This is a genomic window from Salinivibrio sp. IB574 (assembly GCF_001996205.1).
Taxonomy (GTDB): domain Bacteria; phylum Pseudomonadota; class Gammaproteobacteria; order Enterobacterales; family Vibrionaceae; genus Salinivibrio; species Salinivibrio proteolyticus.
The window spans coordinates 37,726-51,107 of record NZ_MUFN01000022.1; the positions used below are offsets into that span (position 1 = coordinate 37,726).

The 13,382-nt window shown below is 48.3% G+C and carries 14 protein-coding genes; 7 read left to right on the top strand and 7 right to left on the bottom strand.

All coding sequences use genetic code 11. The features are described 5' to 3' along the window. Positions 1 to 146 precede the first annotated feature (146 nt). Both BZJ17_RS11880 and BZJ17_RS11885 read right to left on the bottom strand, forming a co-directional pair. Entirely contained in the window at positions 147 to 626 is a 480-nt protein-coding gene (locus BZJ17_RS11880) for a DUF4442 domain-containing protein (RefSeq protein ID WP_077640858.1), read from the bottom strand. Between the two features lie 94 nt (positions 627 to 720). Then, complete coding sequence (locus tag BZJ17_RS11885; protein WP_077640859.1) at positions 721 to 1,251, bottom strand: NUDIX hydrolase; 531 nt, start codon at positions 1,249 to 1,251, stop codon at positions 721 to 723. Positions 1,252 to 1,375: 124 nt separating this feature from the next. Between BZJ17_RS11885 and BZJ17_RS11890 the strand changes: the two genes are divergently transcribed. After that, a complete protein-coding gene (locus BZJ17_RS11890; RefSeq protein ID WP_077640860.1) occupies positions 1,376 to 2,692 on the top strand; it encodes a DEAD/DEAH box helicase in 1,317 nt (438 codons plus the stop codon). A 523-nt stretch (positions 2,693 to 3,215) separates the two neighbouring features. On the opposite strand, the gene BZJ17_RS11895 is transcribed toward BZJ17_RS11890, so the two are convergent. Both BZJ17_RS11895 and BZJ17_RS11900 read right to left on the bottom strand, forming a co-directional pair. Then, on the bottom strand, positions 3,216 to 3,413 hold the full coding sequence (locus tag BZJ17_RS11895) for a hypothetical protein (RefSeq protein WP_131825065.1): 198 nt from the start codon (positions 3,411 to 3,413) through the stop codon (positions 3,216 to 3,218). Between the two features lie 216 nt (positions 3,414 to 3,629). Next, the gene (locus BZJ17_RS11900; RefSeq protein ID WP_069586446.1) at positions 3,630 to 4,166 is read right to left on the bottom strand and encodes a hypothetical protein; all 537 of its coding nucleotides are present in this window, start codon (positions 4,164 to 4,166) and stop codon (positions 3,630 to 3,632) included. Between the two features lie 246 nt (positions 4,167 to 4,412). Between BZJ17_RS11900 and aroG the strand changes: the two genes are divergently transcribed. Next, positions 4,413 to 5,492, top strand: coding sequence for a 3-deoxy-7-phosphoheptulonate synthase AroG (aroG, locus tag BZJ17_RS11905; RefSeq protein ID WP_069586475.1), 1,080 nt, complete (start codon positions 4,413 to 4,415; stop codon positions 5,490 to 5,492). 65 nt (positions 5,493 to 5,557) lie between these two features. Here the strand turns inward: aroG and BZJ17_RS11910 are convergent, their stop codons facing one another. Beyond that, the gene (locus tag BZJ17_RS11910; RefSeq protein WP_077640861.1) at positions 5,558 to 5,986 is read right to left on the bottom strand and encodes a DUF3069 domain-containing protein; all 429 of its coding nucleotides are present in this window, start codon (positions 5,984 to 5,986) and stop codon (positions 5,558 to 5,560) included. A gap of 40 nt (positions 5,987 to 6,026) precedes the next feature. Next, positions 6,027 to 6,464, bottom strand: coding sequence for a polymer-forming cytoskeletal protein (locus BZJ17_RS11915; RefSeq protein ID WP_077457476.1), 438 nt, complete (start codon positions 6,462 to 6,464; stop codon positions 6,027 to 6,029). Between the two features lie 213 nt (positions 6,465 to 6,677). Here BZJ17_RS11915 and BZJ17_RS11920 point away from each other — a divergent pair, with 213 nt between their 5' ends. Together BZJ17_RS11920 and BZJ17_RS11925 are read left to right on the top strand one after the other, a co-directional pair. Then, entirely contained in the window at positions 6,678 to 7,361 is a 684-nt protein-coding gene (locus BZJ17_RS11920) for a DUF480 domain-containing protein (protein ID WP_069586449.1), read from the top strand. A 5-nt stretch (positions 7,362 to 7,366) separates the two neighbouring features. Next, positions 7,367 to 7,639: a GIY-YIG nuclease family protein gene (locus tag BZJ17_RS11925; protein ID WP_077640862.1), complete on the top strand. Its 273-nt coding sequence runs from the start codon at positions 7,367 to 7,369 to the stop codon at positions 7,637 to 7,639. A gap of 27 nt (positions 7,640 to 7,666) precedes the next feature. Here the strand turns inward: BZJ17_RS11925 and BZJ17_RS11930 are convergent, their stop codons facing one another. Then, the gene (locus tag BZJ17_RS11930; RefSeq protein ID WP_077640863.1) at positions 7,667 to 9,916 is read right to left on the bottom strand and encodes a bifunctional diguanylate cyclase/phosphodiesterase; all 2,250 of its coding nucleotides are present in this window, start codon (positions 9,914 to 9,916) and stop codon (positions 7,667 to 7,669) included. 279 nt (positions 9,917 to 10,195) lie between these two features. On the opposite strand from BZJ17_RS11930, the gene BZJ17_RS11935 reads away from it, so the two are divergent. The 3 genes from BZJ17_RS11935 to phrB all read left to right on the top strand — a co-directional run. Beyond that, complete coding sequence (locus BZJ17_RS11935; RefSeq protein WP_077640864.1) at positions 10,196 to 11,152, top strand: DUF523 and DUF1722 domain-containing protein; 957 nt, start codon at positions 10,196 to 10,198, stop codon at positions 11,150 to 11,152. After that, positions 11,142 to 11,972 (top strand): MerR family transcriptional regulator, encoded by an 831-nt coding sequence (locus BZJ17_RS11940; protein WP_077640865.1) that lies wholly within the window; start codon positions 11,142 to 11,144, stop codon positions 11,970 to 11,972. Before BZJ17_RS11935 ends, BZJ17_RS11940 begins: the two co-directional genes overlap by 11 nt. Then, on the top strand, positions 11,963 to 13,382 hold a 1,420-nt coding region (phrB, locus tag BZJ17_RS11945), incomplete at its 3' end, for a deoxyribodipyrimidine photo-lyase (RefSeq protein WP_077640866.1). The genes BZJ17_RS11940 and phrB, both read left to right, overlap by 10 nt.

Below are 13,382 nucleotides of genomic sequence, written 5' to 3' on the forward strand. Positions count from 1 at the left end.
TGAGTAAGACTTTTTAGATCAGTCACAGTCAACAGGACGCTAAATGTAACTGTTTGATTGCCAAAAAGAGAGCGTAAGAGGTTGAGTTGGTATGGCAAAGCAGCTTACCGAAACGGTAAGGCTGCTTTACGATAAATAAAGAGAAACTAGCTGATTTGTTTGAGGGATAGGGTTAACTCGAAAGTGGCCATGGGCTCATCGCCATGAAGCGTGGGGCAGGTCGCCACAATGGTGACAGGCTGGTTGACACGCTCACCGGTTTCGATGGTATCGCGGATCATGGCTTGGATTTTTTGCCCATCGAGGCAGGTAAAAATCACATCGTCTTCTGGGCGCTTATGAAAATCTGCCGTGACTGCTTTGAAAGCGAGACTGATTTTAATCCCGTGTTGCTCGGCCATCGCCATGGCAAGAAAACCACCTGCCACATCGGCACCTACCGCTAGCGCGCCAAAATACATGCTGTTTAGGTGGTTTTTAGTCCGGCGTCCTAATGGGATTCTCATTTGTACGTGCTGATCGTCAATGGCAAGAATTTTGGGTCGACACCAACCAATCATGGGAACTTTGAGAAACCCAAACAGCGAAAGGTGCTGATTAGCACGAGCCAAAGGGGAAGAAAACATACACACTCCTTGTTAATCTGGTCATACCTGTTCAAGCTACTCGTTGCTACACTGCGGCGTCAACATTTCATTAACAACAATGCGGAGTGGGTAGCTAAGATTGAGGCTGTGGCAGTAAACCTTGATAATCAGCACGTGCAATAAGGGCAACGGTCTTGTTGTCGTTTATCTCTCCTGACGCAATGCGTGCTCTTGCCTCGGCCACGGTCATCAGACGGAGTTGGATAAATTCATCATCATCCAGATTCATTTCAGTCTGGGTGAGGCCAGAAGCCAGATAGAAGTGCTGAACTTCATCACAAAATCCGGGCACGGGGAGCGCAGAACCCAACGAGTGCCACGAAGTGGCTTGGTAGCCCGTTTCCTCTTCAAGCTCACGCTTTGCGCCTTCCAGCGAGCATTCATTACCCTCTAACGTCCCGGCGGGTGCTTCTAGCAACCATTGATTAACTGCGGGTCGAAATTGATTGAGCAATACAAGGCGACCATCCCCGAGTATGGGTAAAATGACCGCTGCGCCTGGATGACGAATCACATTATGCCGATGATTGCGTCCATCAGGCAATACGGTTTGTGCCTCTACCAACGACAAGCGTTTCCATTGGTGGTAAATCGTCTCTTTCATCCTATCCTCAACGCGTGTTGTACCCGTTTTTAGTGCAGTGTTTTGGTGTAAAGTATGGTAGCATTCGCGACCTTAAATGGCGCTAATGCGCGCTTTGTCATAGAAATACCATTGGAGTAATACCTTGCAATTTGACGATCTGGGATTAGATAGACGTTTACTGTCGCTCATTGCCCACCGTGGATTTGAAAAGCCAACCGATATCCAGCGACAGGCGATTCCTGTTGTTATGGCCGGGAAGGATCTGTTGGCCTCCTCAAAAACGGGCTCAGGGAAAACGCTGGCTTTTTTATTGCCGGCGATGCAGCGCGTGCTACGTACTAAAGCTCTCAGTCGTCGTGACCCACGTGTTTTGGTGCTCGCGCCAACACGAGAATTGGCAAAGCAAGTGTATGGGCAATTGCGTATGCTGACCAGTGGTACACCCCATAAAGCCGCATTGGTATTGGGGGGGGAAAACTTTAACGAACAAGCGAAAGTTTTCCGCCAATCACCCACTTTCGTTGTGGCCACACCTGGACGTCTTGCCGATCATCTTAAACAGCATCACTTGTCGTTAGCTGGATTGGAAATGCTGATCCTTGATGAAGCCGATCGTATGCTTGATCTTGGCTTCAAGGCGCAATTAGATGCCATTAATGAGCAAGCCAACCATCGTTTACGCCAAACGCTCATGTTTTCTGCGACGCTGGACCATCAGCAAGTGACAGACATGGCTGCAGGGTTGCTTAAGTCCCCCAAACGCATTGCGGCGGGAGAAACGCATACGCTACATAGTGACATTGAACAGCATTTTGTACTGAGTGATCATCTTGATCACAAGCATGCGCTATTGGATCACTTAATGGAAGCCAATACGCACAAACAGGTGATGGTCTTTACCGCAACGCGCGCAGACACTGAGCGTCTCGCAGAGCGGTTCAATCAAGCCGGCTATAAAGCTATTGCCTTGAGCGGTGAGCTCAACCAGTCATCTCGTAATCGCATTATGGATGAATTTGAGCGCGGCATTCATGATGTGTTGGTCACTACGGATGTAGCATCTCGGGGGCTGGACTTGCTTAACGTTTCTATGGTGATCAACTTTGATTTACCGAAGCATGCGGAAGAATATATTCACCGTGTGGGGCGTACAGGGCGAGCTGGGCATCAAGGTTTGGCTTACTCATTGGTTGGCCCGAAAGACTGGCGAAGCTTTAAGAATATTGAAGCGTTTTTGCGTTTGAGCTTATCTTTCACTGCGATTGAGGGCCTAACGGGTAAATTTAAAGGCTTCAAAGAGAAAAAGTCGGCTAAACCTCAGTCGAAAGGGCCTGCGAAACGTAAAAAGCCAACTCAAAAGGCGAAGCCGAAAGCGCCCAAGAAACGCGATAAGAGCTTTTATAACAATGTGCCTGCTGGCGATACGCCCATGATGCGGAAAAAACCTAAACCAGAATAGGGCAAAATACCGTTTATCGAATAAAAGGAGGGGTATCCCTCCTTTGTTTTATCTATTATGTCGGCGGCTAGCTACCATCAGGAAGATATTCGCTGTATATCACTAAATTTTGTACACCAATGAAACTTTGTTTTGCTTAACGCTATGATGCCCAAAAATCTCACTTTTCTTTGGTGAAACTGTGCTTTTTTGCAGCAATTTAATTACATATTACGTACACTGTGCAGCAATCGTTGCTTGATGGTTAAGCAAATGCGGGTTGGAGTGTGCGGTGGACGGCTGCATACAAGATTCATTGACTATTAATAGGAAACGCTGTGGAAACTGCATTGGTCGTTGCTTTTATCACTGCTGCTGCGTGGATTGTGCGCCGCGAACGTGCCGCGCAATAAGCGCCTCACGAGATAACTTGCTGACTAGGCCCTTTAAAACCTCATTCTGTCAGTAAAAAAGCCTTCTCTTTTGAGAAGGCTTTGTTATTTATCGCGCACTGAACAGGCGCGTACTGAAGAGGGAAGTGAGGTTAGTTGTCGTAGTAATCGCCGTCTGCTACCTCATGAAAATCTTCAACTTGGCTCGCGGCTTTAAAATCCGCAGCCGGTTTTGTAAGCCGTCGACGTAACATCGACACTTGCTCTTCCAAGCGATGTGCGGTTTCGATATTACCTTCTTGATAGGCCTCTTGAATTTTTCTTTCAAATTCATCAATACGTTGAGTCATCACCATCGTTTTACCCTCCGACAGTTCCCACGCACAATGACGGCGAACGTCCTGACATGGGTTTTATCACCACGCACACAAGACACACACCACCTTCATAGGTGGCATACGTATCTCACATAAAGTTAGTTTAATATAGCGATAAAGCCAGTGAGAGAGGTCACACTGACACGGTCACCCAGAATAGGAAAGAATAGGGTGGATGACCGTGGCCTATTAATACAGGTATCTGACTGAAAAAATCAACCTATTTTCTTCAAGACCGTTTGCCCGCCACGTCGCACCCAGTGAAAGTGTCTCTGTTGAATGAAAGCGACCGCCAAACTCGACAATGCTCTTGCTGTCATCTTTGTCGAAAATAATCGAGCCTATGTATGTGTCTGCTTCAAAAGATGGAGCTAACCATGCTCTAAGTCCCCCGCCTATAACCGTCGTCAATTCACCTGTCTCATAGTGGGGCGCTTCGGGGCGTTTTAGCCAAGCTCCTTCAATTTCTCCGTAGATATCGACAAAGTCATTGATGGGAGCATGAAAACCAGCTCCGACAGAGGAAAACCAGTCGCCTTCAAACTGTGAGTCACCTCTCGCGACAAGATGAGCGCCGTCAGCGATTACGAATTTGGTCGAAGCGCCTAACCCTCCGGGGTTTGAGAGGACGTCAAATTGAAGGTAGTTATAGTTAAAATTCGTCGCTCCTGCTGCTGATGAGAACAGCAGCGCTGATATGAAGCCAAACTTAGTTAGATAGTGCACTAGGTTACTCCTTAATAATTAGGGCCTAGTTTAAAGAACATAGATCGTACTGTGCAACTTTGGTTTATCAGGTTGTTAGTTCGACATGTGATTTTAGGTTAAATTGAAACTGCAAGTTTAATCCTAAAATTTTCTATGTTTTTTTCGTAAAAAAATATTTGCACCGTCGCGGTGTTCACGTTAGCGTAAAGGCTCATGAAGAAAAAGCAGCCCGATGAAGCTGCATGCAAGCACAGGATCAAGCCCATGAGTGTACACCCGACAGATGATGTAAGAATTCAACAAATCAAAGAGTTGCTGCCACCGATCGCTGTACTAGAAAAATTCCCCGCCACAGAGATAGCAGAGAAGACCGTGGTCGACGCACGTCAATCCATTCATCATATTTTGAATGATGAAGACGATAGATTGGTGGTCGTAGTCGGCCCTTGCTCCATTCACGACCCAAATGCTGCCAAAGAATATGCCAGCAAGCTCAAAGCTCTCCGAGAAGAGCTTAATGACGATTTGGAAGTGGTGATGCGCGTTTATTTTGAAAAGCCGCGCACGACGGTGGGTTGGAAAGGCCTGATTAATGACCCTTATCTAGACAACAGTTTCAAGATTAACGATGGCCTGCGTTTAGGAAGAGAACTCCTCCTTGATATTGCCAATATGGGCCTACCGGCGGCAGGCGAATTCCTCGATATGATCACGCCGCAATACATGGCCGATTTAATCAGTTGGGGCGCCATTGGCGCGCGTACCACTGAGTCTCAAGTGCACCGTGAGTTGGCATCAGGCTTGTCGTGCCCGGTTGGTTTTAAGAACGGTACGGATGGCAATATTAAGATTGCGACGGATGCCATTCGTTCAGCAAGCGCGCCGCATCAGTTCTTATCGGTAACCAAATACGGCCATTCTGCCATCGTTGCAACGGCAGGGAACGATGATTGCCACCTGATCCTTCGCGGCGGCAAGGCGCCTAACTACAGCGCAACAGATGTTGATCAGATCTGTTCATCGCTTGCAGGTGCCGGGTTGCGCCAAAAAGTAATGATCGACTTTAGCCATGCGAACAGCAGCAAGCAATATCAAAAGCAAAAAGAGGTTTGCAACGATGTAGCAGGGCAAATTGCTGGCGGCAATGACGCAATCTTTGGCGTCATGATTGAAAGTCATCTGATTGAGGGGCGCCAAGATCTGATTGAAGGCCAGTCTCTCACTTATGGACAAAGCATCACTGATGGGTGCATTGGCTGGGAAGACACCGAACTAACTTTGCGTCAGCTAGCGGACGCTGTGAGAGCCAGACGAGGCGCAAAACAGCAGCGTAAGCGTGCTTAAAAAAGAAAAGGGCCAGCGTACAATGCAGGCCCTTACTATCGTGCGACAGTCTTACTGTGTGAACATTACTGCGCTTGAAAGATAGATTGAAACTCGCGCTTGAGCGCGGGTTTTAAACGCGCCTGTTTTAATTGCTTGGATAAGTCTTTAACGCAACGTTTAAGCACATCGTCCAGTACCTGCGCTTTGTAGTTCTCTTGATCGTCCTCGGACATGTCATCGAGTTTGACGTTTTGCAGTTCGTTGAGCGTATCAATCCCGACATAACTTTGGCTGATTGCTACCAAAGCATGAAACTGATCGAAGCTGTCGAGCACATTTTGCGCACTAGCAGGGAGCTTTTCCCATGCTTCGCGAACACTAGGCTCTGCCGCGTCATGGACGGAGGCGATCATCGTGTACATGGCCTCAGGGGCGTTTTCATAGCGAATCACGCTTTGCAGCTCTGGGGAAAACTCATCAAAACTCACATTGGTACTGCTGGTATCGGACATGCACCGACTCTCCTTCACTTTTTATACTAAGCCCACGTCGTTATGAGCGACTTGCGGCTTTTCGGTCTTTCTTTTCGTTATTCTCTGTACGCTCACTGCGTGTTTGGTCGTCGAGTGGCACGACGGTATCGGTGGCTAAGGTGGCTCGGTTTTCACCTGCGAGTAAACCGCCTTTCTCAATTGTGAGTTGCTCGGTGTTGAGCACGCCTTTCATTTTACCTTGCGACAGAATGTCAATCGCATCGGCTTCGCATTGTCCTTCAACTAAACCGTTAATCGTAATATGCTTGGCATGAATCGTACCACGGAAGTGTCCGGTTGCTGAGATAACCACGGCATTAGCCTGAGTGATATTGCCTTCACCAAAGCCATCAATTTGGATATCTCCGTCAAGCTCAATGTCACCAACAACCTTGCAGTTTTTCGCCACGATTGACAAACCAAGGTTACGGTTTGGGGTTGAACGAAACAGGCCCATAGTTTGTACTCCACAATCCATTTCCTACCAGTATATCATCTGGTGTCAGGCTATGTGTTGCGATCTTTTCACTCAAGCCTGACTAACATGTGATCCTGATACCAGTCTGTGTGCCTGTTTGTGCCGAATTATTCAGCACTTAGTTGGAGCGCAATTGCTCGGCTATGCCCAACTTGCTATAACACGATTATTATCTCGATGAGGACATGGATCATGTCAATGCTATTAACGCCCTATCAACAACGTGTCATCGGTTGTTTGCTTGAAAAAGAAGTGACCACGCCTGATTACTATCCACTGACCTTAAATGCACTCACGACGGCAGTGAATCAAAAGAGTAATAGAGAGCCTGTCTATACGCTCACCGACGCCGATGTGTTAGACGTCGTGAATGCGCTTATCGATGCACGTCTTATCAGCCCACAGGAAGGGATGGGGAGCCGTGTCTGCAAGTACCAGCATCGTTTCTGTAATACGCCTTTCGGTAATTTGACGTTTACGGATCAAGAAAAAGCGATTATTTGCGTGCTGTTGTTACGTGGCCCACAGACTGCGGGTGAGCTGCGCACAAGAACGCAAAGGTTATGTGAATTTGCCGATATGCAGCAAGTAGAAAGCACGCTGAGTGCCATGATAGAGGCCGAATGGATTATGAAGCTAGCACGTGAGCCGGGTAAACGGGAATCGCGCTACATCCATTTATTTGGTGAATCAACCGAAGCGAGCGCTGAAAGCGAAATGAGACCCGAAACAGAAATGCTAGAGCTAAGCGCAGATAACGCCGCGGAGCCAACCCCATCTCACGGGACGCAGCATACATTAGAAGCTCGGGTTGATGTGCTTGAGCAAGAGGTCGCCAGCCTGCGTGAGGCATTAAACGCGCTATTATCGAAATAAGAGAGATGAGCGAGTCGTGGTTCGTTTACTTGGTTCGTACGCGGCATAATGCTTTGTATTGTGGCGTATCGACGGATGTTGAGCGCCGCTTTCAGCAGCACCTCAGTGGCAAAGGTGCGCGTGCGTTGCGAGGGAAAGGGCCACTTTCTCTGGTGTGGCAATCTCCTGCAATGAGCAAACAAGCCGCTATGCAGTTGGAATATCGGATTAAACAGTGGCCCAAGCAGCGTAAAGAAGCATTATGTCTGGGAGATAACGACGTCCAGTGGTGGGAGTAGTGACGCGTGTACACGTCGGTTACTTGGCTATGAGCTCGAATAGCGTTGGTACGGAGTATGTTGTTTTAACAAGGTAAGGAGTTGATCGACGCCCATGGCGGGATAGTACAAGTGACCTTGGATATAACGACAGCCGATTTGGGCTAAGTAGTCCTTCTGGGCTTGATGTTCGACGCCCTCTGCGACCACTTTCAAGCCTAAGAGATCCGCCATACCGATCACGGCTTGGCAAATCACTGCATCGTCTTTGCATTCGGGGAGTTGGTCGATAAAGCTGCGATCAATTTTAACCGTATCGACAGGGAAATGTTTCAAATAGGCCAGTGATGAATAGCCGGTGCCAAAATCATCAATCGCTAGTGATATACCCGCTTCGGTGAGTGTGTGCAGTGTCTGTTGATTTTGTTCCAAATTTTCAATAAACACTTGCTCGGTCAATTCGATTTGCACGCGCTCTGCTGGCACTTGGTGGCGTTCGATGGCCTGTAAAATCGTATCAGCTAGAAAACTGTCTTGAAATTCATGCCCAGAGACATTGATAGCAAGCATCGGCGGTGCGCAGCCCTCGGTGAGTAGCATGGCATAATGCTCTAGCGCTTTGTTAATGATCCAATTCCCCAGTTGCTGCATCAACCCTGTATCTTCAGCAGTACGGACGATGGTGTCAGGCGAAATGATAGTCCCCCCTTCATCTTGCCAGCGGACTAAGGCTTCAATGCCGACGATACGCTGCGTTTTTAAATCAACCTGAGGCTGAAAATGCAGCATCAATTCATTGCCTTGGATGGCTTTGCGAATGGTGTATTCGATGTCGCGCTTTTGCTGAAGGTGGTCACGCATCGCCATTTGAAATACGACCACACGGTGGTGCACGAGTTGTCGTGCTCGATGCGCAGCGGTATCGGCGTGGCGTAGTAATTCATGAGCCGGCATAGATGTGTCATAGCGATACGCCACACCAATCGCGCAGCTAGGTAAAACAGTCACTCCTTGAGCGTGGCACTCTTTCCCTACAGTTAAACGTACCTGCTTGGCGTGTACCTCGGCTTCTAACGGCGATAGATCGGTGCGCAGCATGACAAAATGTTCATCACTGGTTCTGGCTAAATAAGCTTGTGGAGGCAATAGATTTTGTAAGCGTTTGGCGACGGTAGTTAATACGTCATCGTGAATGCGGTAGCCATGAAGATCATTGATTTCCTTAATATTATCAATGTCGATACAAATCAGCGACAGCGTACGCGTTGCCGAGAGCGTCTTATTAATGGTGTGCTGAATGTGATTAAGCAGTGCATGGCGATTTGGCAGATAGGTCAGGGGATCATGATTAGCAATAAAATGCAGCTGATTTTCAACGTCTTTGCGTTGAGCGATTTCATTTTGCAGTCGAGCAATCGTCGCTTGTTCAGCTTTTCTCGCCATCAAATTGATTTCAATTAAATACAAGGCGATACCCACTAAGATCGTGACGACCAACCCAGAAATGTAAATGAGCATTGGCAAAGATAAAAAGTGTTCTGAGTCAGGGGTGTTCCACAATGTGACGATAAATTCCGGGCTGGCGCCGGTTAGTGTGAGCCCAACTTGTCCTTTTGCTGCTTCATTGGGCGGTATGTCCCCGAATACAACGTGCCCATCACTTGCAGCGTAGAGCGTCAGCTTCTGAAATGTATCAAGATAATCGGCTGCTAGGTGACTGATATGTTCAGCAACATCCACAGTGCCACCGAGGAAATAATCAGGAGTAGTCCGATTTTTCGTATAGATAGGGTGCGCAATATGCCAGTTATGAAGCGACTCTACATCCATATGAGAAAGCTGAGCGTTACCGTCTCCGACAACGTCAAACGGGAATTGCTCGGGCTTTTCTGCATCACTTTGGGGGTAATGCCAACGAATTGTCCGATCAGGCTCAGCCCAGAATAGGGCTTGAAAATGAACGTCATTTCCCTGATGAGCCTGCACTAATGCTTGCCATGTCGAGTACGTTGAAGGGATGTTTGTTTCTATCTCGCTGGCAAGCACACTGAGTTCATTCAGGTGAGCATTCATGTGACGCGTTAACGCGTCAGAAAAGGATTTTGCTTCGACGCTTAACAGCTGCTCGGTGCGCAGTCGTTGTTGTTCTTGTGCGGTGTTAAATAAGGAAAAAGTGGCAATCAGGATAGCAAAGCAGATCATCGCAATCACGAGTATAGCGCGGCCGCGAGGTCGAAATGGGCGCTTCGCAATGGAGAGACGGTCATCGATGTTTAGTGTCGTTCTCTGTAAGGGCATGGTCGTGAGAGCTATGTCATGATGGCTTCAAGTGTATGTGACGCGAGTGACTCAAATCGTATCAATAGTGAGACAAATATGAGACTCCCTCTTTGATGAGGGATAGGTAAAGCGTAGCAGCTGTTAAGGGTACTGCGTGAGGACACATCAAGAACCAGAGCAAACTTGTACAAATAAAAAATATTGTACAAAAGTGATCCTTCGCCTACATTGAGTTGTACAACAAAATATAAATGTACAACTCTGCGGCTCATGCCGCTTGATAAGAAGAGGTGAAGCATGTCGTTTCCAGTTGGTGTTAGCGCATGTGTGATTGGTGAAAAGGTGCGTTTTGATAGCGGTCATAAACGCAGTCCATTTGTGACTAAAGAGCTCGCTCCCTATGTCAATTTTGTCCCCGTTTGTCCGGAAGTCGCGATTGGCTTACCGGTGCCAAGACCGACAATTCGTTTACTAGACAAAGGGAATGTGGGCGATATTCGTTTGGTTGAGACCAAAGACGCCAGCAAAGATCACACCGAAAGAATGGTGGCCTTTAGTGAACGAAAAGCGAATGAATTGGCCCATAAAGCACTGCGCGGCTATATCGTTTGTGCCAAGTCGCCCACTTGTGGCATGGAGCGTGTCAAAGTCTACCGTGAAAATGGCTACACCTCTGATATCTCTGGGGTAGGGCTGTATACCCAAGCATTGATGGATCGTATGCCGTGGCTCCCGATTGAAGAAGATGGCCGATTGAACGACCCCGTCCTGCGTGAGAATTTTGTATTTCGGTTATTTGCGTTAGACGATTTATATCGCAGTGTCGAAAGTGGCGTGACAAGAAAAGCGCTGGTCGCATTCCACTCGCGGTATAAATTAGTGTTGATGGCGCACTCGCCTGAGCGTTACCGAGTGCTGGGACGTTTTATGGCGAACATCGCGGAGTACGATATTGATGATTTCTTCCACCAGTATCGCACGCAGTTTATGCAGTCGTTGGCTATCCGTGCGACACGAAAAAAGCACACCAATGTGCTAATGCACCTGCAAGGCTATTTTAAGAACAACCTCGATAAGAGCCAAAAAGCGGAGCTGACTCATCTTATTCATGCTTACCGTCAAGGCACTATGCCATTGTTAGCGCCGTTGACCCTCATTGCTCACCATTTGCACAACCACCCAGATGATTACCTTGCTAGTCAAGCGTATCTGAAGCCGTATCCAGATGCCTTAAGGTTACGTTATGGACTCTAATCCCGAAAGCACGCTGACGATCAGCCAAGTCGCTGATCGTACCGGCGTTAATCCAGTGACATTGCGCGCATGGCAACGCCGTTATGGCTTGCTGTCTCCGGCCAGAACACCGAAAGGTCATCGTCTTTACAGTGATGAAGACGTCGCCATGATTGGCCGGATCTTACGCTGGCTCGACAAAGGTGTCCCGATCAGCAAAGTGAAACCGTTACTGTCGCAAACCGAGACCCAAATAGATAGCGAAGATGACACGTTAGCCCGTGAGCTGATGAAGTTGATTCATGACTTATCACTGAAAAAACTCGGCCAGCACGTTGACACCTTATTAAAAGAATATCCGTTTTATTGGCTCATCGAACACGTCTTTACGCCGCTTGATACGTGGTTGAATGAGGAGCAAAGTGCCATCAGTTCTCTGCAGAAAGATATGTGGCGCAGTACGGTGATCGAAAAATGCCAAGCGGCAATGTTGGCGAACGCAAAGCGCAACAGTAAGTTCCCTTGTTGGTTAGTGACACTTACTGACACAGAAGATTATCAGCGCACCATGATGGCGATGCGTCTGAATGAGAAAGGTTACAACGTCACTATCTTGCGTGAGCCACATTCCCAACTTGGCCTTATCCTCGAAGTGATGCGAGAGCAAAAGATCCCCACGCTCGCAGTGATGGCTGCGCACCGCCTCGATCGTTCCCAGCTTAATCAGCTTCGGCAGTGTTACGCACAATCTGACATTCACATTGTGAGCCAGCCATTTATTTGCTCCGTACATGGAGACGAGCTAAAAGAACTCAAGGAGAACAATCCGTTATGCATTTAGTTTGGTTTCGACGCGATCTGCGCTGCCTCGACAATCGTGCACTGCATGCAGCGTGCGAAGCAAACGAGCCTGTTGTGGGCCTTTTTGTGGAAACACCGGACCAATGGGCTGCCCACCATATGGCCCCGATTCAGGCGGGATTGATTGAAGCAAGGCTTAAGGCGCTGCGTGACGAACTCGGAGCACTTAACATTCCGCTGCTGGTGACACGAGCCGCTGACTATAAGAAGGCGTCTGAAACGGTCGCAACCCTTGCGAATTCGCTGAATATCAACGCCGTGTTTGTGAATCGTGAATACGAGCTGAATGAGCAAAATCGCGATCGCCAAGCACAGCAACAAGTGGAGGCGCAGGGCATTGATTGGTACGCCTACCATGACCGTAATCTGTTTGCGCCCGGCACGATTCGTTCTGGTAAAGGCGACGCGTATAAAGTCTTTACCCCATTTAAAAAAGCCTGTCTACGTGCATTAGAAGGCATGGATCAGTCACCGCTTAAGGCACCAGTCCCACGTGCTGACGATAAGCGGTTAGCCGCTATTTTTGCTTCTCTTGAGCCGATTGAATTTGACTATCCAACCAAGTCCGTCTCCGCATGGCCGACCACGGAAAAAGCCATCTTAGATAAGTTACGCACTTATTGCCGTGAACAAGCGGCTGATTACAAGACGCACCGGGATTTCCCTGCCATTGAGGGCACCAGTCAGCTGTCACCGTATCTTGCCATTGGCGCATTGTCCCCTCGCCAATGCCTAGCGCGATTGCAATCTGAGCATCCGAACTGGCGCGAGCCTGATTCAGGCGCAGCAACTTGGTTGTCAGAGCTAATCTGGCGCGATTTCTATCAAGAAGTGAGTGCCCAAAACCCCAGTATTAGCAAAAAGCATTGCTTTTTAGAGTGGGGAGAGTCTGTGGTGTGGGATAACGACAACGCTCGCTTTGAGGCGTGGAAAGCGGGTAAAACCGGCTTTCCGATTGTGGATGCTGCGATGCAGCAATTGAACACTACCGGATGGATGCATAACCGCCTGCGGATGATAGTGGCAAGCTTTTTAACCAAGGACTTGCTCATCGATTGGCGTTGGGGGGAGGACTACTTTATGTCCAAGCTGATTGACGGCGACTTTGCGTCCAATAACGGTGGTTGGCAATGGTCAGCGTCAGTTGGCACCGATGCACAGCCTTACTTTCGAATTTTTAATCCGACAACCCAAGGGGAGCGCTTCGACAGTGATGGCCGCTTCATACGTCGTTGGTTACCGGCACTAAAAGAGGTGCCTGGTAAGCAAATCCATCAACCTTGGTCGTGGGCAGAAAAGTATGCGCAGTCATTAGATTACCCCAAACCGATAGTTGATCATGCCAAGCAGCGCAAACAGGCATTGGCGATTTTTGAGGCGGCCAAAAATC